Origin of the sequence: Deinococcus sp. HSC-46F16, assembly GCF_024171495.1 — a bacterium.
In the GTDB taxonomy this organism is placed as follows: domain Bacteria; phylum Deinococcota; class Deinococci; order Deinococcales; family Deinococcaceae; genus Deinococcus.
In genome coordinates, this window is the sequence record NZ_JALJZW010000001.1 from 182,462 (window position 1) to 203,849 (window position 21,388).

The following is a 21,388-nucleotide window of genomic DNA, read 5'->3' on the forward strand; positions in this document are numbered from 1 at the left end:
TCCCGAAAGGAAGTGCCCATGCGTTATGCCCTGCTCCTCCTCCCGCTGGCCCTGCTCAGCACCGTGCCCCAGGCCCAGAAGTCCCGCTCGCGCGTCGGCTTCGTGAACGTGCAGCAGGCGGTCGCCGCGATGCCGAACTCGGCGGGCTACCTCAGCCTGCAAAAACGGGTGGACGCCGACCTCAAGGCCAAGCAGTCCAGCCTCCAGAAGCTGGCCACCCAGGCCCAGAAGACCCGCAAGGCCGCCGACGTGCAGGCCTACCAAAAAGCGCAGCAGGGCCTCGCCAGCGCCCAGAAGAACTACAACACCCGGCTCGCCAAGGAGTTCAAGCCCCTCCAGACCCGCCTGAACTCGGTCGTGGCCTCGGTGGCGCGGGGCAGCGGCTTCACGGTCGTCCTCGACCGCCGCGTCGCCGCGCAGTCGGGCGTGGTGGTCTATGCCAACACGTCGGCCACCGACCTCACCCCGGCCGTCGTCAAGGCGCTCAAGAAGTAAACGCGGCTCAGCGGGGCGGCTTTCTTCCTTCGGGGAGGGGCCGCCCCGCTCGCTGTTAGCCTGCCTGCCATGCCTGACTCCGACGACCAGACCCGCGCCCGCGCCCAGATTTTCGGGGCACAGGAGGAGCGCATCCTCGCGCGGCTCGCCCGCCTCAACCCCGACCTGATGGCGTATATCCGCGACTTCGCTTATGACACGGTCTACGAGCGCCCCGGCCTCGACCTGAAGACCAAGGAGCTGATCGCCTGTGCCCTGCTGGCCTCGCTGGGCAGCCCCCCGGAACTGAAGACGCACCTGCGGGGAGCGCTGCGGGCGGGCGCGACCGAGGCCGAGGTGCGCGAGGCGCTGCTCTTTTGCGTGCCGTACCTGGGATTTCCGCGCGTGGTGGCGGCCTTTACGCAACTCGAAGGGCTGCTGGAATCGGCCGCGAAAAGCCCCCCGTCCGTCAGGGACGAGGGGCCGCAGGGAGGCGGGGGTTAGAAGCCGGTCTTGAGGCCGATGCGGGCCTTGAACACGGTGCCGGGCTGGCGGTAGATGCCCTCGGCGGCCCCGGCGTCGTTGCTCGCGCCGCTCACGGTGACCGCGCCGCCGAAGAACTGGTCGATGCCGAGGTCGCCCACGATGCTGAGGTTCGACCCGATCGCGTAGCTCGCCATCAGGCCCGCGCCGATGCCGAAGTTGCTGCTGGCGTAGTTGGTGCTCTCGTTCACGTCGGGAGACGTGATCGTGCCGCGGAACAGGCCGTAGCGCCCGCCCGCGTACACCAGGCTGTTCACGCCGGGGGCGACCTGCCCGAGGGCGTAGGTGCCGTCGAGGCTGAACACGGTCGCGCTGCCCGTCTCGGTCAGGCCGAAGTCGCGCTTGAGGTCGCCGAGGGTGCCGAGGCCCCCGAACGAGTAGTTGTCGTCGAGGCGGTCCGACTGCGCGAAGGCCACCCCGGCCTTCACGCCGAAAGGCCCGGCCACATTGGGCACGTGCAGGAACACCTCGCCGCTCAGGCCGCCCGCGTAGCCGCCGGTCAGGCCGAGTTCCACGCCGCTCAGGCCCGTGCTGATGGGCGTGGCGGGAATCGCGTTCACAGGGGTCGTGGTGGTCTGGGCACCCGCCGTGGCGAGGGCGGCAGCAGCAGTCAGGGCAAGAAGCTTTTTCATGTCTTTTGTAGCCTCGGCCACCAGAATGAGTTCTGAGCCTCATGAGTTTGACGGGGGCTTTATGAATAGGAGATGGGTCGTCGGGCCTGGGCCGGATGCCGCGTCCCTGTGAGGGCCTGCTAAACTTGCACCGAGTTCAAGGAGCGGGGAAGGTCCCCTGGGTCCGTCTGCCCTGGACAGCGAACGGCAAACTGTAGCGACGAGGGGGAGGGCGTAGCCCCACCCCGCTTTATTCTGGAGGCCATATGAAGATCCTGACCCTGGTAAGACAAGTGCCTGACGCGGAGGCCCGCGTGAAGATCAGCGGGGGCCACGTCGATCTGGAGGGGGCGACCCTGGTGATCGACGGCATGGACGAGTACGGCGTGGAAGAAGCCCTGCGCCTGCGCGAAGGCGGCGCCGCCGTCGAGGAGATCGTCGCGCTGGCCGTCGGTCCCAAGCGGGTCGAGGACGCCCTGCGGACCGCCCTGGCGATGGGCGTCGACCGGGCCATCCACGTCGAGACCGACGAGAAGCTCGACCCCATCGCCCTGAGCCGCCTCGTCGCGCAGGTGGCGCAGGCGGAAGGCGCGGGCCTGATTCTGGTCGGCGGGCAGGAGGCCGACTGGGACAGCCAGGCGCTGGGGGCGGCGACCGCCGAACGCCTGGGCTGGCCGCAGCTCACTTGGACCAACGAACTGGCCCTCGACGGCGAGACCCTGACGGGCCGTCACGACGTGGACGACGGCAACGAGAGCTTCCGCGCCTCCCTGCCCGCCGTGGTGACCACCCAGCAGGGCCTCAACGAGCCGCGTTACCCGACGCTGCCCAACATCATGAAGGCCAAGAAGAAGGAGCTGCGCAAGGACACGCTGGACACCTACGGTACGGCGCCGACTGTGCGCGTGGTGGGCAGCGAGATCCAGACCCGCGCCCGATTGAACAAGATGATCGACGGCAAGGACCCGCAGGCCGCCGCCGCCGAACTGCTGAACCTCCTGCGCAACGAAGCGAAGGTGCTCGCATGATCCTGATCGTCGCTGAACACGCGGGCGGCCAGCTCGCCAAGGCCACCCTCGAAATGGTCACTGCCGCTCGGGAATCCGGGCGTGAAGGTCCTGTCACTCTCCTCGTCCTGGGCCAGGGCATCGCCGACGTGGCGAACGCCGCCGCCGCCGTCGCCGATCAGGTGCTCGTGGCCGACCTGCCTGCGCTGGCGCAGTACAACGCCGAGCTGTGGGCCGCCGCGACCGCCCAGATCGCCCAGGAGGGCGAGGCGCATACGGTCATCATCGGCGGCAGCCGCTCGGGCCGCGAGTTCGCGCCGCGCGTGGCCGTGCGGCTGGATGCTCCCTACCTCGAAGACGCGATCAGCCTGAAGGCGAACGGCGCGGCCCTGCAAGCGCAGCGCTACACCTACCTCGCCCGCGTGACCGAGACGGTAGAGGCCGAGGCCCCGGTGATCGTGGTGACGGTCAAGCCCGGCTCGTTCGCCCCCGCGCAGGCCGCTGGGGCGGCAGGCGAGCAGTACGACGTGGAACTGGACCTCCCGGCTCCCCGCGTGGAGGTCACGGGCAAGAGCGTGGAGAAGTCCAGCCGCGTGGCCCTGACCGAAGCCGACGTGATCGTGACGGGCGGGCGCGGGGTGGGCAGCCCCGAGAACTTCTCGGCCTACGTGGAAGGCCTCGCCGACCGCATCGGGGCGGGCGTGGGCGCGACCCGCGCGGTCGTGGACGCGGGCTGGCGGCCCTACGCCGAGCAGGTCGGCCAGACGGGCAAGACCGTGCAGCCCAAGGCCTACGTCGCGCTGGGCGTGAGTGGCGCGGTGCAGCACCTCTCGGGCATGGGCAAGAGCAAGTACATCGTGGCGATCAACAAGGACGCCGAGGCCCCCATCTTCAAGGTGGCCGACTACGGCATCGTGGGCGACGTGAACCAGATCGTGCCCGCCCTGATCGAGGCGGCCCGCAAGTAAACGCTGTGCGCCGCGCCGGACTGGTGCTAGTGGCCGGAGTGCTGGGGTCGTGTGCCCCGGCACTCTTTCCGTCCGTGCCGAGCCAGGAGGACGGTCCCGTGGCGGTCGTCAAGCGGCTGGGGTGGGGCACGCCGGAAGCGTTTGCGGCGGCGCGGCCCCGGTTGGAGCCGCTGTGGCCCGCCCTGGACTGGGAGAACAACGGGTGCAGCACCCCGCAGGGCCTCGGCCTGGGTTACCGCGACGACTTCGCCCCGGCATGCGTGGTGCACGACTTCGCGTACCACAACCTGCGGGTGCTGGAGCCCACCGCCGCCAACCGCCGGGCCAGCGACGAGGCCTTCCGCGTCAACCTGCGGGCGATCTGTGCCCGCAAGGCCCTGGCGGCCCGGCCCGCCTGCCTCTCGGCGGCGGAGGCGTACTACCGGGCGGTCCGGGTGCGGGGGCACACGCGGTTCGCGCCGGGAACGTAAGTCGCCAGTCGCCAGGAATCCGTCGCCCGTGCTTTCAGGCTTCAGCTTCTGCTGGAGCTTTTTTGCTGGCGACTGTTGGCTGGAAGCTGGCGACTTCCCCTACCCGATCTCCAGCACCACCTCGTGCGCCAGCCCGGCCCGCCGCGCGGCCTGCCACGCGCCACGGGCGTCCCCCCGGACGACCCGTTCCATGAAATCCCCCCGCCGGGCCAGGGTGGTCAGCGTCCAGAAGTCGCCCCAGACCTCCAGGCCCCACTCCTGGCGCATGGCGCGAGCGGCGGCGGCCCAGATCGGCTCGGAGAGGTGTTCCAGGGGCGCCACGTAATGCAGTTCGCCGTCGGTGCCGGGGGTGCGGGCGACCTCGCGGGCGTAGTCGGCCTTCTCGCGGCGGGTCAGGGTCTCCCAGGTTCCGGCAGCGCAGTAGCGGGCGGGCAGCGCACTGAAAGTGTCGCGGCAGCGGGTGGGGCGGGCGGCGTACTGGCTGCACCCCCCCGTCTGGCGGTCGAGCAGCGGGCAAAACCCCACCTCGCGGCGGTGGCGCTCCACATAGGTTTCCTCGTCGGGGGCGGTGCGGGCGTTGTGCAAAACCTGACGGGCATGCGCCTCCACACGGGCCGCTGCCGCCTCGTCCAGCGCCGCCGCCGTCACCAGCGCTTCGGCGAGGCTCACCCGGATGGGCATGTCGCAGCACGCGAAGCATCCGGCGCCGCAGTACACGCGCCCCCCGCGCTCCCGGTAGCGGGCGAGCCACCCCTCGGCCTGCCGCGCGTAGCGAGCGTAACCGCGTTCGACCGCCGCCGTGACGGGGCGGAACCGGGCAGCGGGGGGCGGGGCAGGGGCCAGGGGGGTGGGGCGTGGGCGCGTCACCGGGGCAGGGTAGCGCGGGTATACTCGCCGCAACGTGTTCAGGCGCCCCCGTCCGCCGCAGCCTCCCTCCGGGTCCGAGGCTGCTCCTGTCACGCCCTCTCCGGCCCCCGGCAGCGTTCCTGCCGACGCGGCCGCCCTGCTCGCGGGCCTGCTCGCACGGCCGAGTGCGGCGAGTGTGCTGGAAGGGGCGCTCGCCCACGCCGCCACGCTGCTGGGCGTTGAGGTAAGGGGCTACGCGGTGCTGGGCCGTGGCGCCGCCCCCGTCGCGGCCACCTACGGCTACCCCCGCACCCTGGTGGGCGCCACGCTGGAAGGGCCGTGGGTGACGGCAGGCGGTCGCCCCCAGCTTCTCCAGGACCGCGACCTCTACGCGGCCAATCCCCCGGAGGCGCTCGCCCGGCTGGAGGCGGCGGGAGCGCGGCAGGCGCCGCTGACCTTCGTGGTGCCGCTGACCGACCACGGGCGCACGCTGGGGGCGCTGGTGCTGGACTGCCCGGCGGGCACGTCCCTCAGTCCGGCCGTGCAGTCGGCGGTCACCTCCTGGGCAGGGGCGGTCGCCCCCCTCGTCGCCGTCCTGGAAAGCCGCCGCGAGTGGCGGCAGACGGCCCGCCAGATTGCCTCTGCCGTGGTCGAGGCCGTGGAAAGCCTGGAGTTCGACGCGCTGGGCCACGGGCAGACCGTCGCGGAGACGGCCGTGCGGCTGGGAGAGGCGGCGGGCCTCTCGCCGCGCGAGCGCGAGGAGCTGTGGTACGCCGCCCTGCTGCACGACTTCGGCAAGATTCACGGCGAGCCGGGACACGCGCAGGTGGGGGCCAACTTCCTGCACAGTGTTCCGCACCTCGCCGAAGCGCAGCGGGCCATCCGGCACCACCACGAGCGCTGGGACGGGTCGGGCGAGCCTGATGGACTCTCCGGCGAGGATATTCCGCTGTATGCCCGCCTCCTCGCGGTGGCGAACGCCTCGGCCCACGCGGACGGAAACCTCGCGGCGGTGCAGGCGCAGGCGGGCACGGCCCTGGACCCCCAACTCGTGGAACTGCTCGCCGGATTGCCCCCCGCCCCGGCGGGCGCGGAGGCCTGAACGTCCCCGGTCACGCGGGGCCACGGTCCCGCCCGGCCCGGCCCGGCCCCGCTATGATGCCCGCGTGACCCTGGGCGGCCTGCCATCCCACCGTTTCCCCGTGCTGGAAGCCCGCTTCGGTCCCCTGACCCCGATGGACGCGGGGATGCAGAGCCGGGTGTACGCGGCGGCGGGCGGCGACGTGGTCGTCAAGGTGTACCGCACCCAGCGCGGCGAGCACCGCCTGGAGGCCGGGAACATGCGCCGCGCCGACCTGGGCGCCTGGGTCGTGGACGCGGTGGAGGCCGACGGGGTCGAGGCCCTGATTCTGCGCCGCTTTCCGGGGCGGCCCCTCACCGCCGCCGACGTTCCCGCCGCGCTGCCGAGGTTGCGCGAGATTCTGCGGGCGCTGCACCAGGAGCGGGCGGGGCAGGTGGACCTGCGCCGGGTGCGCGAGCGGCTGCGGCGCTTCCGCTCGGCGCTGGCGGCCTATCCCCTCGACGACCTCTTCGGCGCGGTCGAGGAGCCGCTGGAGCGCGGCCTGCTGGACCAGCCCGCCGCGTTCTGCCACCTCGACCTGTGGCACGACAACATCCTGATCACGCCGCCCATTCCGGCCGACGGGGCCAGCCGCGAGGTCCTCGTCATCGACTGGACGAAGGCGGGCTGGGACGACCCCCTGCGCGACCTCGCCCTCCTGAAGACGGGCACCCTCGACCTGTTGCCGCCGGGAGAGAGCCTGAACGCGGCGCTGACCTTTCTGCCCGACCACGCCCCCGTCACCCTGACCCGGCTGCGGGCCTACCTCGCGCACACCTACCTGCACGACCTGTACTGGTTCCTGATGAACGAACCCTACGAGTTCGACCGCCAGCGGCCGGTCAAGGAGCGGCTGGCGCGGCACGTGCTGGCGCGGCTGCCGGGGTAGGTCTGGGGCAGCTACCGCCGGGCGGGTATCGTGGGGCCATGCTCACGGCCGTCACCCATCCCCTCATTCAGCACAAACTCTCCCTGATGCGCGACGTGCACACCGGCGTCAAGGAGTTCCGCGAACTCGCCGCCGAGGTGTCCATGCTGCTCGCCTACGAGGCGATGCGCGACCTGGAGATGACGCCTACGCGCCTCCAGACCCCCATCGAGGAGGGCGAGTTCCCGATGCTCAGCGGGAAGAAGCTCGCGCTCGTCGCCATCCTGCGGGCCGGGCTGGTCATGACGGACGCGATCGTGAACCTCGTGCCCGCCGCCAAGGTGGGGCATATCGGGATGTACCGCGACCCCGGAACGCTGCAACCCGTCGCCTACTACAACAAGCTCCCCGCCGACATCGCCGAGCGCCGCGTCTTCCTGACCGACCCCATGCTCGCCACGGGCGGCAGCGCGAGCGCGGCGATCACGGCCTTGAAGGAGGCGGGTGCCCAGAGCATCAAGTTGATGTGCATCCTCGCGGCCCCCGAGGGCGTGGCCGTCATCGAGCGCGACCACCCCGACGTGGAGATCGTGGTCGCTGCCGTGGACGAGCGCCTCAACGACCACGGCTACATCGTGCCGGGGCTGGGCGACGCGGGCGACCGCATTTACGGGACGAAGTAGGGGAGACGCGGGGGGAGGGCGGCCTGCACCTTTCGTCGGTCGTCTTCCTCATGCCTGACCCTTACAATCCCGTCAGCTTATGGATTCCTTGATGGACCTCGCCGCCGCCCTGGGGATCGCCAACCCCACCGGGCGCGGCTTTCTGAGCGTGCTGCTCACCTTTCTGACCGCGTGGCTGTTCACTTGGCGGTTCATTCCGCGCGTGCGCGAGTTCGCCATCAAGGTGGGGTGGGCGGACCAACCCAACGAGCGGCGGCTGAACAAGGAGCCGCTGCCCAACGCGGGCGGGCTGGCGATCTTCGCGGGCTTTCTGGTCAGCGTGGTCGTGGCGTGGGCGCTGCGGCCCATCGTGATCGAACAGGTCAACATCCAGGTGCTGGCGATCCTGCTGGGGGCGTCGGTGCTGGTGCTGACGGGCTTTATCGACGACCAGTTCGGCCTCTCGCCCCTGTTCCGGCTGGTCGTGCAGGCGCTCTCGGCGGTGCTGCTGGTCGTCAACGGGCTGACGCTCGACTTCAACGCGCTTCCCTTCCTGCCGGTGCTGCCGGACGCGGTGAACGGGCCGCTGAGCGTGGCCCTCACGATCCTGTGGGTGGTGGGCCTGACGAACGCCGTCAACCTGATGGATGGCGTGGACGGCGTGGTGGGCGGCGTGGGCTTCGTGACGAGCATGGTGCTGCTGGTCACCGCCGCGCAGTTTCCCGACCGGGCGGCGGCGGTCGTGCTGCTCGCGGGGCTGGCGGGGGCGGCGCTGGGCTACTTGCGGCACAACTTCAACCCCAGCCGCATCATCATGGGAGACGCGGGGGCGTACCTGTTCGGCTACACGCTGGCCGCCGTGAGCCTGCTGGGCACCCTGAAGTTCAGCGCGGGGGCCAGCCTGCTGGTGCCGCTGCTGGTGATGGCCCTGCCCATTCTGGATACCACGCAGGTCGTGATCGGGCGGTTGGCGCGGGGCATCCGCAATCCGCTGGGGCACCCCGACAAGACGCACATCCACCACCGGGTGCTGGCCCGCACCTCCAGTGCCCGGCGCACCGCCGTGATCCTGTGGATCGTCGCCCTGTGGTGCGGCGTGATCGGGATGCTGGCGCAGGGGGTGCCCCTCGCTGCCATCGCGGGCACCGTGGCCGCCTGTGCCTTCTGCCTGTGGTTCGTCGCGCACCGCCGGGTGCGGGCACACGGCCGTGAAGCGGTCCGTCCGGTGCCTCCCGCCCCCTCGGGCGACCACCGCTAAGTTCCACCCTTCGCCCTGCCCCGCCCCGACGGGGCCATCTTCTGACGCCTGGAGCCCCCATGATCCACCCCGCCGCCAAACGCATCGTCCTCGCCTTCGGCACGCGCCCGGAAGCCACCAAGATGGCCCCGGTGTACTCGGCCATCGCCGCGCAGTCCGGCCTGACGCCCCTGATCCTCTCGACTGGGCAGCAGCGGCAGATGCTGGACGAGGCGCTCGCCGTTTTCGGCCTGACCCCCGACGAGGACTTGCAGGTCATGACCGACCGGCAGACGCTGGCCGACCTCACCGGGCGCATCGTGCCGCAGGCGGGGCGCAAATTGCGCGAGATGGGGGCAGACATGGTGCTGGTGCACGGGGACACGACCACGTCCTTTTGCGTGGCCCTCAGCGCCTTTTACGAGGGGATTCCGGTGGGGCACGTGGAGGCGGGGCTGCGCAGCGGGAGCATGCGCGAACCCTTTCCGGAGGAGGCCAACCGCCGCCTGACCGGGGTGCTCAGCGACCTCGACTTCGCGCCCACCCCCGGCAGCGCGGCGAACCTGCGCCGGGAGGGCAAGGGCGAGCTGGGCCTCTTCGTGACCGGGCAGACCGCCGTGGACGCGGTGCGCGAGGTCGCCGGGCGGGTGCCGCTGCGCCCCGAGTGGCGGGCAAAACTGGACGGCGGGCAGCGGCTGGTGACCGTCACCATGCACCGCCGCGAGAACCTGCCCATGATGCGCGAGATGGCCGAGGCCCTCGCGGACGTGGCCCGCGCCCATCCGGGCACCCATTTCGTCTACCCGGTCCACCTCAACCCGGCGGTGCAGGAGGCGGTGCGCCCGGCGCTGTCGGGCCTGCCCAACTTTGAACTCACCGACCCGCTCGACTACGCGCAGATGGCTCCCTTGATGGCGGCCTCGGCGCTGCTGGCGACCGACTCCGGGGGCTTGCAGGAGGAGGGGGCGGCGCTGGGGGTGCCCGTCGCGGTCCTCCGCAACGTCACCGAGCGCCCCGAGGGGCTGGAGGCGGGCGTGCTGACCCTGGCGGGGAACGACCCGCAGAACCTCCGCGCGGTGCTAAATCGCCTGCTCTCCGACGAAAGCGAACTCGCCCGGATGCGCTCGGCCCGCAACCCCTACGGGGACGGGCACGCGGCGCGGCGCATCGCGGCGGCGGTGGCGTGGCACTTCGGGCTGGCGCAGCGGCCGGAAGACTGGGCGTAGGAGGCGGTCAGTTGTCTTCTGCCTTGTCAAGTCGGGCGCTGACCTGCTCGCTCCACGCTCGGCCCTCGTCGCCGCCCCACAGCAGCCAGGCGATGTAGCCGCGCGAGGGTTTGCCGCCGTCTTCCCCGGTCTGATCGAGGCTGTCGTGCGCGTGGCGGGGGAAATACTGGGCGACGTGCCGCACCTCCTCCGGCGAGAGGTCGCCCCCGGCAGCCAGTTTCTCGGCCATGTGCTCACCGACCTCGGTGCCGCCGTAGCCGTGTTCGTCGCGCAGGCGCAGGCCCAGCGCGGCATTGTCCTGCACCTGTCGGGGAATGCGGAGGTCGGGCTTCTTCTGGCTCATGCCCCAGCATCGGCGGCGCTCGCGCCCGGCGGGTGAGCCCCCGTTGCCCCTTTGTTGGAACGGTGTCACCGCGCCCTATGCTGGAGGCAGCGTGACTCAGGCACTTTCCCCGTCTTCCCCTTCCGGGCGGTCCTACGCCGTCGTCCTCAACCCCACCGCCGGGCGGGGCCTGGCCGGGCGCACCTGGCCCCGGCTGGAAGCCGAGTTGCGGGTGCGCGGGCTGGAGTACGAGGTGATTCAGGAGGCGAATGGTCCGGCGGCGCTGGCGCGGGTGCAGGCGCTGCCCCCCGGCGTGGCAGTGCTCGCGGTGGGCGGCGACGGCACGGTGGGGGCACTGCTGCCCGCGCTGGTGGGGACCGGGCGGCCCCTGGGAGTCATTCCGTTGGGCACCGGCAACGACTTCGCGGGGATGCTGGGCCTCAAGCCGGGGGACTTCCGGGCGGCCCTCTCGCGGCTCGCGGGGTCGCCCCGGCCGGTGGATGCCCTGCGCGTGACCGTGCAGGGGGAGGGCGGCGTGGGCGAGACGCGGCTGCTGCTCAACGGCCTGGGCATGGGCTTCGACGCGCAGCTCACCGCCCGGCTCCCGGAGGCTCCCGCGTGGCTGCCGGGGCTGGGGCGCTACGCCTGGGCCGCGCTGACCACCCTGCGGCACCTGACCCTCACGCCCGTCACGGCCGAGGTGGAGGGCGAACGCCTCTACGCTGGCCCCAGCATCCTGGCCGCCGCCATGAACGGCACCCGTTACGGGGGCGGCTTTCACATCAGCCCGGCTTCCGACCCGCGCGACGGGCAGCTCAACGTGGTCGTCAGCGGCCCGCTGGGGCGGCGGCAGGTGCTGCGGCTAATGGCGCTGGTGCTGCCAGGGCGTCACCTGGGCGACCCCGGCGTCCACCACCGGGCGGGCCGGGTGGCCGAGCTGACCTGGGCGCGGCCGACGTGGTTGCACCTCGACGGCGACGTGGTGGGCCGGGCGACGGGGGTGCGCGTGGAGGTGCTGCCGGGGGCGGTGGCACTGCTGGGATAGCGGTCAGCTCCCGGCCGCCAGCAAAAAATGCTCCAGCGTGGGCCGGAGCATCTTGAAGTTTGGAGCGGGTGTCTGGAAGCTGGCGACCCTTACAGCCCTGCCAGGGTCTTCCGCGCCTGCTCCAGGTCGCGCTTTTCCCAGAAGGTGTCGGCGGGCAGAGCCACGGCCTTTTCAAGCTGGGCGCGGGCGCCCGCCTTGTTGCCCTGAAGGAGCAGCGCGTTGGCGTACTCGATGCGGTGGACGGCCTTGTCCGGCTCCAGCGCGATCGCCTTTTCGAAGTTGGGGTTGATCTGGTTGCGCTTCGCGCCCGTCGCCAGGGTCGCCACCGTGCCCTTGGCAACGAGGTTGGCGTGCCACAGCCCCAGCGCCACGTAGGCCGAGGCCATGTTGGGCCGCAGCTTGATGGCGGTGTCGAGGTTCTTCTTCATGTCGCCCGCCAGCCCCAGGCTGTTCAGGATGCCGCTGTACTGCGCCAGACGGCCCTGGGCGCGGGCGAGTTCGAAGTAGGCGTCGGGGTTGTTCTTGTCGGCGCCGATCGCCTGACGGGCGTAGTCCTGCGCCTTCTGAAACAGGCCCTTCTTGGCACTCTCGGCGCTCAGGCCCGCGCCCGCGGTGGTGGCCTCGGCGGCCAGGGCGTAGCCCGCGCTGGTCTTCAGGGCAGCGGCAGCGGTCGCGGCCTCCTGCCACTTGCCCTGGTCGTACAGGGACTGGGCGGCGGCGAGCGACTGCGCGGAGGCGCTTCCGGCCACGGCGAGGGCGAGGGTCACGAGGACAGGCACGGCAAACTTCTGGGACATGGGGGTTCCTCCTGGGGTCTGAACTGTGGGAAAACTGGACCGAGTATACACACGCCCCGGCGCCGCCTGCCTGACGCGCCCGTCAGGTGCCGGGGGGGGTGCTAGGCTCGCCCCACCGTGGACTGGAAGGCGACCCTGGCCGAGTTGCGCGTGCACCTGCCCCCCTGCCATGAGCCGGGCCGGGGCGTGCGCGGCAGCCTGCGCTGGCTGGAGACCGAGCTGCGCGAGCGGGGTGGCAACCCGGCCGCGCTGCGCAACATCGTCTACCGCGGCGTGGGCACCGCCCGCGACAAGGCGCTGCTGCGCGGCATCCTGGCCGACCTCGCGCGGGAGGCGGGCCGCCCGCTGGAGGTTTCTTCCCCCGACCCGGCCCCGCCCGCCCCGCTGCCTCCCGAACTTGAGCTGCTGGGCCGCGCCAAGAAACGCGCCTACAAGCAGTTCCTGGCTGGCGTGCGGGCCGGGCGCTCGCCCCGGCTGGTCGTGACCGGGCGGCCCGGCGCTGGGAAGACGGTGCTGCTCGACCATCTGGAGCGGGCGCTGGAGGAGGTGCCGGGCTTGAATCTGCGGCGGCTGGGTCTGGACGGGGAGGTAGCCGAGGTGCTGGGCCTGATCCCGGCGGGCACCTCCTGGGCGGGGCAGGCGGCGGCGCAAGCTGAGGCGGCCCGCCGCGCCCTGCCCCCGGCGCCGGGGGTGCTGCTCGCGCGGGTCACGTCGGACGTGCGCTTCGGGGGCGAGCCGCCCCGCTCGCCCGACGGCCCCTTGACCCCGGCGGCGTGGGCGGCCGAGCACCTGCTGCGCCTCGCGCCGCCCGGCGTGGCGGTGCTGCTCGCGCTGGAGGACGCGGCCGGACTGCCCCCCGGCGTGGCCGAGATCATCGACCTGCGACCCCCCACCCCCGCCGAGGCGCGAGCCTACCTGATGGCGCGGCTGGGGGTGTCCCGCGAGCGGGCGGACGCGCTCGTGCGCGAGACGGGGCGGCACCTCGACCGCCTCGCGTTGCTGGCGGCGGGGGGCGAGCCGGACCCGGCGGCCCCCCCCGCCCGCCTCCTCGCCGACCCCGACGTGCGGCGGCTGGCGGCGGCGGTGTCGGCGCTGGAGGGCGGGGTTTTGTGCCCCGAACCCCTCGCGTCGGCGCTGGGGGAGGAGGTGTCGGCCCTGCCCCCCCACGCCCGCGCCCTGCTGCACCCGCACCCGCAGGGGTGGACCCCGGCCCCGGCCCTCGCCGCCGCCCTCGCCGGGGTACCTGCCACCGAGCGCGACGCGGCCCGACGCCGCCTGACCGCCGCGCCGCCCCACCCGGCCCTCGCCGGGGCGCGTCTGGCGGCGTTCGCGGGGCTGGGGGAGTGGGAGGCCCTCGCCCGCTGGCTCGCGGCCCATCCCGACGAGGCGCGGCACCTCCCTTCCCTGTGGCCGCGCGTGCGCCGGGGCGCGGCGGGCGAGGTGCGCGAAGCGCTGGCCCGCGCGGTCGCCGCCCACCACGCCGGACGCGGCGAGTACGACGACCCCGGCGCACGGGACGCCCTCTTCACCCTGCTCGAATCCGGGCGGGCGGCGGTGCGGGCGTGGGCGCGGGTCAAACTGGCAGAAAGCAGCGTGGACGCGGGCAACTTCGAGGCGGCCGAGGCGGGCTTGAACCACCCCGACCTGACTTCGGCCCTCGCCGGTCCCCCCGACCCCTGGCAGGCGGCGGCGCAGGCGGACGCCCTGCTCGTGGAGGCGGCTCTGGCCCGCTGGCGCGGCGACCTGACGGCGGCCACCCGCGCCGTCACCGACCCGCGCACGGCGGCGGGAGGAGCGCGGGCCGAGCTGTGGCGCGGCCTCGTCGCCAAGGACCGGGGCGACTGGGAGGCGGCGCTGCGCGGCCTGCGCGGGGTGCCGGGGTCCAGCCCGCTGCTCTCGGCCCGCGCCCGCTACCAGGAGGGCGACCTGCGCCTGCGCCTGGGCCAGCCCCACGGGGCGCTGGAGGCCCTGACCGAAGCGGCCGGGCGGCTGGAGGCGGCGGGCGGCAGTGCCGAGGAGCAGGCCCGCGCCCTGGCCCGCGCCGCGACCGCCCTGCGAAGGTTGGGCCGCCCCGCCGAGGGCCTGGAGCGCTGGCGCTCGGCCCTGGCGATGCTCCCCGACGGCTCCTGGGACGGCGACGCGGTCCCCCGCGCCCGGCTGCTCAGCGAGGGGGTGCCGCTGCTGCTCGCGCTGGCCCGCCCGGACGAGGCGCTGTCGCTTGCCGCCTCCGCCCGCCGCCTGCTCGCCCGCCCCGGCCCGCGCCGCCCGGAGGCCGCCTACCGCACCCGCCGCACCGACTACCGGGTCGCGCTGGCCTACCTGACGCGCGGGGTGGGGCTGCCCTATCTCCAGCCCTTCGCCGGACCAGCCACCGACCACCCCGACCTCGCGCACGCCCGCGCCCTGCTCGACCACCTGCTCGCGGCCCCCGCCGCCCCTGGCGACCGGGAGGAGGTGCTGCGCTTCGACCAGTGGCTCAGCCGCGCCCTGGCTGACCCCGACCCCCGGCGGGCGCTGGAATTCACCGGGCGGGCCTTGGACCTGACCGACCATCCCTACGCGGGGGCGCAGGCCCACGCCCTGCACGCCGAGGCGCTGCTGCGGGGGGGGCGGGAGGAGGAGGCGCTGGGGCACATCAACCGCGCCCAAGCGCTGCTGCGCCGCGTGCAGACCGGGCTGCCCGGCCCCCCCGACGCCGACCCCGGCCTGACGGCGGGGCTGCTGGCGCTGGAGGCCCGCGCGACCATCCGGGACGGCCTGCCCACCCTGCGGTGGCTGCGCGGGGCGCTCGCCGCCGACCCCGCGCTGGCTCCCTTTCGGCCCGGCGTGTGGCGCGAGGCGGGGCGGGCACTGGAGGGGCGGCACCCCCAGCCGGAAGGCGTGCTGCGGGCGCTGCATCCCGGCTGGGAGGCGGGGCCGTGGCGGGTGGGCGACGCGCTGGTGCTGCTGGAGACCGCTTCTTCCGGGACGGGCGAGGGGGCCAGCGGGTATGCTGCCCCCTGATGACCTCTCCCGAAGAGTCCAGCGTTCCGGCCGGGGGCCGCGCTGCCGTGCGACTCCTGCAAGGCTACCTGTGGCACCCCGAGAGCCTGGACGTGGACCTCGAACAGTACCTGCCCCACGACCTCGACGACGCGCACGTGCTGTGGGACGCGGTGCAGCCGCCCTTCGCCTTTTTCGAGAACGGCGAGCCGACCGCCTCCCAGACCTTCTACCAGTTCACCGTGCTGCGCCTGTACGAGGAAAAACCCGGCGCAGACGCTCTGCACGCCCATGCCGAGGCCGCCAGCCACGCCCTGAACCCGCTGCTGGACGCCACCCCGCCCGGCGTAGGCTGGCAACTGTGGGAGGACCTGCGCGAGCTATGACCGACCCCGAGCAGCACGGCCCCGACTGGCTCGACCTGCGCGTGGAGGGCGACCCCCACCCCCGCCGCTTCGACGCGCCGGAAACCCTGCGCGGTTACCTCGTGAAGGTCGAGCGCCTGTCCGCCGAGGCCGCCGACCTGTTGCTGAAACAGGGCGAGGTCGGCCCCCCCCACGCCCGCCGGGGCTACCGGGTGGAGCGGCTGCGGCCATGACCGAGGTGCCTGCTGGGGAGGGGACCGCTCCCGAAGGTCCCGTCGTCGCCATTCCCGTCTACGCCGGGGTCAGTGAGCTGGAACTCGGCATCATGGTGGCCGTCTGCCGCCTGTGCGGGGGCGAGGGCGCGACCCGCACGGTCAGCCGCTCGCGGGTGAGCATCGTGACCGCCGGGGGGCTGGTGAGCACGCCCCACGTCCTGTACGCCGCGCTGCCCGAACCCGCCGCCCTGCTGATTCCCGGTGGTCCCGGCGCGGCGAGGGCGGCCCGCGATCCCCTGCTGCGCGAGTTTCTCGCCAGGCACGCGGCGCTGCCCACGGGCGCGAGTGGCGGTGGCCTGCTGCTTCCCGGCGCGGCGGGCACCCTGGCGGGCCGGGTAGTGGGTGGCCCCGCCGACCTCGCGGACACGCTCTGGGGCTATACCCCGGCCGACGTGCGCCCCGGCGAGGTGGTCACCGACGGCCTCCTCACGACAACCCCCTCCGGCCTGCCCGCCCTGCACGCGGCCCTTGCCGTGGCCGCCCACGTCTGGGGTGAACAAGCCGCGCGGGAGGCCGCCGACCGCCTTGGGCACGCCTGACAGTGGATGGGAGAGAGGTCCGCGAATACGTCACCCTGCCGCAGCCGCCCGACGAGACCACCCTCGCCGCGCTGCTGGACGTGCCGGGTGAAGCCCGTCTGAGCCTGGAGCGCGGTCAGGACGCGGCGGGCCGCTCCCGCGTGGTCATCGCGGTTGCCCACCCCGACCCGGAGGTCGTCGCCCGGACCCGGCAGAACCTGCTGCGGGCGTGTCTGGCGCGGGGGGTGCGGGCCTTTGTCGTCTGATGGGCTGCCCCGCGTTCCATTCCGGGCATTCCCGCTGCGCTAGCCTGCCTCCCATGCTGGAGCGTCCCCGTCGCCTGCGCCGCAGCGCTGGCCTGCGTGCCCTGACCCGCGAGGTAAGCCTCTCGGCCCGCCACTTCATCCACCCCATCTTCGTCCACGAGGAAGACACCGAGACCCCCATCGCCACCATGCCGGGCGTGAGCCGCCACTCGGTCGCGGGGGCGGTCGCCCAGGCGCGGGAGGCGCTGAGCTTGGGCATCCTCAGCGTGATCCTCTTCGGTATCCCCTCCCAGAAAGACCCCCAGGGCAGTGGCGCCTACGCCGAGGGGGGCGTGATTCAGCGGGCGGCGGCGGCGATCAAGGCCGAGGTGCCGGGCGTGACCGTCATTGCCGACACCTGCCTGTGCGAGTACACCGACCACGGCCACTGCGGCCCGCTGTGCCAGACGGGGGAGGGCGACTGGACGGTGGACAACGACGCCGCGCTGGAGCTGCTCGCCCGCACCGCCGTCTCGCAGGCCCGCGCCGGGGCGGACGTGGTGGCTCCCAGCGCGATGATGGACGGACAGGTCGGCGCGATCCGGGCGGCGCTGGACGCGGCGGGCTTTGAGCACGTGCCCGTTATGGCCTACGCCGTCAAGTACGCCAGCGCCTACTACGGCCCCTTCCGCGACGCGGCGGGCAGCGCCCCCAGCGTGGGCAACCGCGCCTCCTACCAGATGGACCCGGCGGGCGGCGAGCGCGAGGCCCTGCGCGAAGCCCGGCTGGACGCCGAGCAGGGCGCCGACTTCCTGATGGTCAAGCCCGCGCTGGCCTATCTCGACATGTTGCGGGCGCTGCGCGAGCACTTTGACCTGCCCCTGGTCGCCTACAACGTCAGCGGCGAGTATTCGCTGATCAAGGCCGCCGCCCAGGCCGGGTACATGGACGAGCGCCGCACCGTGCTCGAAACCCTGACCGGGATGCGCCGCGCCGGGGCCGACGCGATCATCACCTATCACGCCCTGGATGCGGCACGATGGCTCCGGGAAGAGGTGGGCGCATGACCAGCGCCACGTCCCCGCTGCGGGTGGACTGGGTAGATACGGGCCTATGGCCGGGTCGCCTGGGCCTGACCATCGCTCCCGGCAAGAAGGGCGAGAGTCTGTATCAGCCTGGTGTGACCCACGAGCGCAACCTGGACGCCGACCTCAGCCGACTCGCGCAGGAGGGTACTACCGTCATCGCGCCCCTGCTCGAAGACCACGAATTCGAGTTGCTGGGCATCCCCGACTACCACGAACGGGTCGCGGGGCGCGGGCTGACGCTGGTGGGCTGCCCGATCCGCGACGTGGACGTGCCGCGCGACCTCGACACCTTCAATTCGTTTCTCGACGAGCTGATGGAGCACCTGCTGGACGGCCGCGCCGTCGTTCTGCACTGCCGGGGCGGACTGGGCCGCGCGGGGCTGGTCGCCGCCTGCTTGCTCGTCCGCGCGGGGATGCCGCCCGAGCAGGCCACCCTCCGCGTGCGCGAGGCCCGCAAGGGGGCCATCGAGACGGAGGCGCAGGCCCGTTTCGTTCACGACTTCGCTGAGCTGTAACCCCGGTGTGGCGGGTATCACCAAGCTCCCGCCGCGCCGGACTACGCTGAGGCCATGAAACAGTTTGCTGCCGTGGCCCTCGCCGCGCTGCTGGCCTCCTGTGCGCCCGCCTTCACGGCGACGCCGCCGGGCCGCGTCGTCAATGCCGCGACCGGGCAGGAGGGCACCGTCACCTTCGCGGCGGGCAGCCTGCGCCCCGGCTTGGCCGTGACGGGGGCCAACAATGTGACCCTCAGCATCGGCGGGCAGACCTACACGGGCCGCGCGACCGTACTGGACGGGACCCTCGCCACCGCGCCCGCGCCCCTGGCCCTCAGTGTGGCGGTGGGCGGTACGGCGGGCACGGGCGGCACCACCTTCGGCTGGGGCGCCCGCCTCGGCCCGGCCCCACAGCCCCAGGGGACCCTCCGCGCAGGCAGCCTGATCGCCCGCACCGCTGGCCCCTCGCCCCGAACCCTGACCTGCACCCTGACCGTGGACGAGCGGGAGCGCGGCTTCGGGGAGTGCCGGGGCGAGGACGGGGTGCGGTACGTGCTGCAGTTTTGAGGAAGTGGTCAGCACAAGAAAGAGGAGCAGAAGCTTTGGCCTCTGCTCCTTCTTCCTGACCGATTCCCTTACGACTGCTGGTACATCACCGCCCGCTTGACTTCCTCGATGATGGTGGTGATCGGGATGTCGCGGGGGCAGGCTTCGGTGCAGTTGTAGGCGGTGCGGCAGCGCCAGACGCCGGTGTTCTGGTTCATGATGTTCAGGCGCTGGTTGGTGGCCTCGTCGCGGCTGTCGAAGATGAAGCGGTGCGCCTGCACGATGGCGGCCGGGCCGAGGTACGAGCCGTTCACCCAGAAGATCGGGCAGGAGGTGGTGCAGCACGCGCACAGGATGCAGTTGCTGGAGTGCTGCATCCGGTCGGCCTGCGCGGGCGACTGGAGGCGCTCCCCGGCGGGCGGCGGCGACTCGTTGATGAAGTAGGGCATGATCGCCCGGTACGAGTCGAAAAAGGGGTCCATGTCCACGAGCAGGTCTTTTTCGACCTTCAGCCCGCGAATGGGCTCGACCGTCAGGGTGCCCCCGTCCTTGACCACGTCGCGCAGCAGCACCTTGCAGGCCAGGCGGTTGCGGCCCGCGATCATCATCGCGTCGCTGCCGCAGATGCCGTGCCCGCACGAGCGCCGGAAGGTCAGCGTGGGCTCGACGTACCACTTGACATAGTTCAGCACGTCCAGCACGCGGTCGCTGGCCTGCGCCTCCACCGGGTAGGTTTCCCAGTGGGGCTTTTTGTCGGTTTCCGGGTTGAAGCGCAGAATCTTGACATTCACGCGCATGGGGGGCGTGGTGTGGGTATCGAGGGGAATGTGCTGTTCTGCCATGTCTGTTCCTCTGGGGTGGGGGAGGGCAAGACCGGGAGGCCCCCTCCCCGCCCCACTTAGTACACGCGGGCTTTGGGCTCGAAGGCGTGGGTGTACCCCTTGAGGGCCACGTCCTTGTAGCCGATCAGCACCTCGCCGGGCTTGTTCAGGTCCTTGTAGGCCATGGTGTGCTTGAGCCAGTTCACGTCGTCGCGCTCGTGGTAGTCCTCGCGGTCATGGGCGCCGCGCGACTCAGTGCGGTTCAGCGCACTGGCGGTCATGGCCTCCGCACAGTCGAGCATAAAGCCGAGTTCCATCGCCTCGATCAGCTCACTGTTGTACCGGCGGCCGGGGTCCGACACGCTGACGTGGCGGTAGCGGTCCTTGAGATCCTTGATGATCTCGACCTGCCGAGCCATGTCCGGCCCGTTGCGGAAGATGCCGACGTTGTTCATCATCGACTCTTGCAGCTCGCGCCGGATCACGGCGGCATTCTCCTTGCCGCTCGCCGCCCGCAGGGCTTCGAGCGTCGCCACGCTCTCGCGCTCGGGATCGGCGGGCATGTCCGCGTACTCGACCTGCCGGGCGTACTGCGCGGCGGCGGTCCCGGCGCGGCGCCCGAACACGATCAGGTCCCCGAGGCTGTTGGTGCCCAGGCGGTTGGCCCCGTGCAAGCTGACGCAGGCCTGCTCGCCCGCCGCGTACAGCCCCTCGATGCTGCCGCCCGCGCCGTCGCTGAGGCACAGCCCGTTGATGTCGGTCGGGATGCCGCCCATCGCGTAGTGCGCCGTGGGCTGAATCGCCACGAGGTCCTTGACCGGGTCCTGCCCCAGGTAGGTGCGGGCGAGGTCGGTGATCTCCGCGAGCTTGCCCTCGATCACCTCGCGCGGGAGGTGCGTCAGGTCGATGTGCACGGCGTCCTTATCGGCGCCGACGCCCCGGCCCTCGCGGATCTCGGTGATGATCGAGCGCGAGACGATGTCACGCGGCGCGAGGTCCTTGATGGTGGGCGCGTAGCGTTCCATGAAGCGCTCGCCGTCCGCGTTGCGCAGGATGCCGCCCTCACCGCGAATGCCCTCGGTGACCAGAATGCCCAGTTTGGCGAGGCCGGTGGGGTGGAACTGGTAGAACTCCATGTCCTCCAGCGGCAGGCCCTTGCGGTAGTAGATGCTCATCAGGTCGCCCGTCAGGGTCAGCGCGTTGGACGTGATCTTGAAGATGCGTCCGTAGCCGCCCGCCGCGAGCACGACCGCCTTGGCGTGGAAGGTGTGGATCTCCCCGGTCGCGTAGTGGTAGGCCACGACGCCCCGGCATCGCCCCTCCTCGATGATCAGGTCGGTGACGTGGAACTCGTTGTAGAAGGTGGTGCCCTCCTTGACGTTCTGCTGAAACAGCGTCTGGAGGATCATGTGCCCGGTGCGGTCCTGCGCGTAGCAGCTGCGCTCGACCGCCGCCTTGCCGAAGTCGCGGGTGTGGCCGCCGAACTTGCGTTGGGCGATCTTACCTTCGGGCGTGCGCGAGAACGGCAGACCCATATGCTCGAGTTCGTATACCGCGTCGATGATGTCCTTGGCGAACACCTCGGCGGCGTCCTGGTCGGTCAGGTAGTCGCCACCCTTGATGGTGTCGAACATGTGCCATTCCCAGTGGTCTTCCTGCACGTTGCCCAGCGCCGCGCCGATGCCCCCCTGCGCGGCCCCGGTGTGCGAGCGGGTCGGGTACAGCTTGGTGATGCAGGCGACCGAGGCGCCTCCCTTGGCGGCGTAGAGGGCGGCCATCAGTCCTGCGCCGCCCGCCCCCACCACCAGTACGTCGAAACGATGGTGCATAGTCCGTCCTTTAAGCCTTGAGCCTGTGA

Annotated in this window: 25 protein-coding genes; 19 read left to right on the top strand and 6 right to left on the bottom strand. The window is 72.1% G+C overall.

Annotated features, from left to right (window positions below; translation table 11 throughout):
• The first annotated feature begins 18 nt into the window (after positions 1 to 18).
• Together L1280_RS01020 and L1280_RS01025 are read left to right on the top strand one after the other, a co-directional pair.
• On the top strand, positions 19 to 495 hold the full coding sequence (locus tag L1280_RS01020) for an OmpH family outer membrane protein (protein ID WP_253580156.1): 477 nt from the start codon (positions 19 to 21) through the stop codon (positions 493 to 495).
• Between the two features lie 69 nt (positions 496 to 564).
• Positions 565 to 978: a carboxymuconolactone decarboxylase family protein gene (locus L1280_RS01025; protein WP_253580157.1), complete on the top strand. Its 414-nt coding sequence runs from the start codon at positions 565 to 567 to the stop codon at positions 976 to 978.
• Here the strand turns inward: L1280_RS01025 and L1280_RS01030 are convergent.
• Complete coding sequence (locus L1280_RS01030; RefSeq protein ID WP_253580158.1) at positions 975 to 1,649, bottom strand: hypothetical protein; 675 nt, start codon at positions 1,647 to 1,649, stop codon at positions 975 to 977. The two genes, L1280_RS01025 and L1280_RS01030, sit on opposite strands and share 4 nt — an antisense overlap.
• A 245-nt stretch (positions 1,650 to 1,894) precedes the next feature.
• On the opposite strand from L1280_RS01030, the gene L1280_RS01035 reads away from it, so the two are divergent.
• From L1280_RS01035 to L1280_RS01045, 3 genes are all read left to right on the top strand, one after another.
• The gene (locus L1280_RS01035) at positions 1,895 to 2,656 is read left to right on the top strand and encodes an electron transfer flavoprotein subunit beta/FixA family protein (RefSeq protein WP_253580159.1); all 762 of its coding nucleotides are present in this window, start codon (positions 1,895 to 1,897) and stop codon (positions 2,654 to 2,656) included.
• A complete protein-coding gene (locus L1280_RS01040; protein WP_253580160.1) occupies positions 2,653 to 3,603 on the top strand; it encodes an electron transfer flavoprotein subunit alpha/FixB family protein in 951 nt (316 codons plus the stop codon). The genes L1280_RS01035 and L1280_RS01040 overlap by 4 nt, the downstream gene beginning before the upstream one ends.
• Before the next feature lie 98 nt (positions 3,604 to 3,701).
• Positions 3,702 to 4,073: a phospholipase A2 gene (locus L1280_RS01045; RefSeq protein ID WP_253580161.1), complete on the top strand. Its 372-nt coding sequence runs from the start codon at positions 3,702 to 3,704 to the stop codon at positions 4,071 to 4,073.
• A 99-nt stretch (positions 4,074 to 4,172) separates the two neighbouring features.
• Here the strand turns inward: L1280_RS01045 and L1280_RS01050 are convergent, their stop codons facing one another.
• On the bottom strand, positions 4,173 to 4,916 hold the full coding sequence (locus L1280_RS01050; protein WP_253581054.1) for a YkgJ family cysteine cluster protein: 744 nt from the start codon (positions 4,914 to 4,916) through the stop codon (positions 4,173 to 4,175).
• Between the two features lie 58 nt (positions 4,917 to 4,974).
• Between L1280_RS01050 and L1280_RS01055 the strand changes: the two genes are divergently transcribed.
• The 5 genes from L1280_RS01055 (at position 4,975) to wecB (ending at position 10,032) form a co-directional block, all read left to right on the top strand.
• Positions 4,975 to 6,021, top strand: coding sequence for an HD domain-containing phosphohydrolase (locus tag L1280_RS01055; RefSeq protein ID WP_253580162.1), 1,047 nt, complete (start codon positions 4,975 to 4,977; stop codon positions 6,019 to 6,021).
• 64 nt (positions 6,022 to 6,085) lie between these two features.
• A complete protein-coding gene (locus L1280_RS01060; RefSeq protein WP_253580163.1) occupies positions 6,086 to 6,928 on the top strand; it encodes a phosphotransferase in 843 nt (280 codons plus the stop codon).
• Between the two features lie 38 nt (positions 6,929 to 6,966).
• Positions 6,967 to 7,590, top strand: a complete 624-nt coding sequence (gene upp, locus L1280_RS01065; protein ID WP_253580164.1) for a uracil phosphoribosyltransferase — start codon at positions 6,967 to 6,969, stop codon at positions 7,588 to 7,590.
• 79 nt (positions 7,591 to 7,669) lie between these two features.
• Entirely contained in the window at positions 7,670 to 8,827 is a 1,158-nt protein-coding gene (locus tag L1280_RS01070) for an MraY family glycosyltransferase (RefSeq protein WP_253580165.1), read from the top strand.
• Positions 8,828 to 8,886: 59 nt separating this feature from the next.
• Positions 8,887 to 10,032 (top strand): non-hydrolyzing UDP-N-acetylglucosamine 2-epimerase, encoded by a 1,146-nt coding sequence (gene wecB / locus L1280_RS01075; protein ID WP_253580166.1) that lies wholly within the window; start codon positions 8,887 to 8,889, stop codon positions 10,030 to 10,032.
• A 7-nt stretch (positions 10,033 to 10,039) separates the two neighbouring features.
• Here the strand turns inward: wecB and L1280_RS01080 are convergent, their stop codons facing one another.
• The gene (locus tag L1280_RS01080; protein WP_253580167.1) at positions 10,040 to 10,375 is read right to left on the bottom strand and encodes a DNA-binding protein; all 336 of its coding nucleotides are present in this window, start codon (positions 10,373 to 10,375) and stop codon (positions 10,040 to 10,042) included.
• Positions 10,376 to 10,466: 91 nt separating this feature from the next.
• Between L1280_RS01080 and L1280_RS01085 the strand changes: the two genes are divergently transcribed.
• Positions 10,467 to 11,399 carry a diacylglycerol kinase family lipid kinase gene (locus tag L1280_RS01085; RefSeq protein ID WP_253580168.1) on the top strand — a complete coding sequence of 311 codons (933 nt, stop codon included), beginning with the start codon at positions 10,467 to 10,469 and terminating at the stop codon, positions 11,397 to 11,399.
• An 89-nt stretch (positions 11,400 to 11,488) separates the two neighbouring features.
• On the opposite strand, the gene L1280_RS01090 is transcribed toward L1280_RS01085, so the two are convergent.
• Positions 11,489 to 12,196, bottom strand: a complete 708-nt coding sequence (locus tag L1280_RS01090; protein WP_253580169.1) for a hypothetical protein — start codon at positions 12,194 to 12,196, stop codon at positions 11,489 to 11,491.
• Between the two features lie 117 nt (positions 12,197 to 12,313).
• On the opposite strand from L1280_RS01090, the gene L1280_RS01095 reads away from it, so the two are divergent.
• Genes L1280_RS01095 through L1280_RS01130 form a run of 8 tightly spaced genes read left to right on the top strand, consistent with a single transcriptional unit; the run spans position 12,314 to position 18,730 of the window.
• Positions 12,314 to 15,199, top strand: coding sequence for a hypothetical protein (locus tag L1280_RS01095; RefSeq protein ID WP_253580170.1), 2,886 nt, complete (start codon positions 12,314 to 12,316; stop codon positions 15,197 to 15,199).
• A complete protein-coding gene (locus tag L1280_RS01100; protein WP_253580171.1) occupies positions 15,199 to 15,564 on the top strand; it encodes a DUF3208 domain-containing protein in 366 nt (121 codons plus the stop codon). The genes L1280_RS01095 and L1280_RS01100 overlap by 1 nt, the downstream gene beginning before the upstream one ends.
• Complete coding sequence (locus L1280_RS01105; RefSeq protein WP_253580172.1) at positions 15,561 to 15,776, top strand: hypothetical protein; 216 nt, start codon at positions 15,561 to 15,563, stop codon at positions 15,774 to 15,776. The genes L1280_RS01100 and L1280_RS01105 overlap by 4 nt, the downstream gene beginning before the upstream one ends.
• Complete coding sequence (locus L1280_RS01110) at positions 15,773 to 16,357, top strand: transcriptional regulator (RefSeq protein WP_253580173.1); 585 nt, start codon at positions 15,773 to 15,775, stop codon at positions 16,355 to 16,357. The genes L1280_RS01105 and L1280_RS01110 overlap by 4 nt, the downstream gene beginning before the upstream one ends.
• 2 nt (positions 16,358 to 16,359) lie before the next feature.
• Positions 16,360 to 16,602: a hypothetical protein gene (locus tag L1280_RS01115; protein WP_253580174.1), complete on the top strand. Its 243-nt coding sequence runs from the start codon at positions 16,360 to 16,362 to the stop codon at positions 16,600 to 16,602.
• Positions 16,603 to 16,655: 53 nt separating this feature from the next.
• Entirely contained in the window at positions 16,656 to 17,648 is a 993-nt protein-coding gene (gene hemB, locus L1280_RS01120) for a porphobilinogen synthase (protein WP_253580175.1), read from the top strand.
• Complete coding sequence (locus L1280_RS01125; protein WP_253580176.1) at positions 17,645 to 18,184, top strand: cyclin-dependent kinase inhibitor 3 family protein; 540 nt, start codon at positions 17,645 to 17,647, stop codon at positions 18,182 to 18,184. Before hemB ends, L1280_RS01125 begins: the two co-directional genes overlap by 4 nt.
• A 54-nt stretch (positions 18,185 to 18,238) precedes the next feature.
• Positions 18,239 to 18,730 (top strand): hypothetical protein, encoded by a 492-nt coding sequence (locus tag L1280_RS01130; protein WP_253580177.1) that lies wholly within the window; start codon positions 18,239 to 18,241, stop codon positions 18,728 to 18,730.
• 68 nt (positions 18,731 to 18,798) lie between these two features.
• On the opposite strand, the gene L1280_RS01135 is transcribed toward L1280_RS01130, so the two are convergent.
• Complete coding sequence (locus L1280_RS01135; RefSeq protein ID WP_253580178.1) at positions 18,799 to 19,551, bottom strand: succinate dehydrogenase iron-sulfur subunit; 753 nt, start codon at positions 19,549 to 19,551, stop codon at positions 18,799 to 18,801.
• Between the two features lie 56 nt (positions 19,552 to 19,607).
• The gene (sdhA, locus tag L1280_RS01140; RefSeq protein WP_253580179.1) at positions 19,608 to 21,359 is read right to left on the bottom strand and encodes a succinate dehydrogenase flavoprotein subunit; all 1,752 of its coding nucleotides are present in this window, start codon (positions 21,357 to 21,359) and stop codon (positions 19,608 to 19,610) included.
• Positions 21,360 to 21,388: the final 29 nt, after the last annotated feature.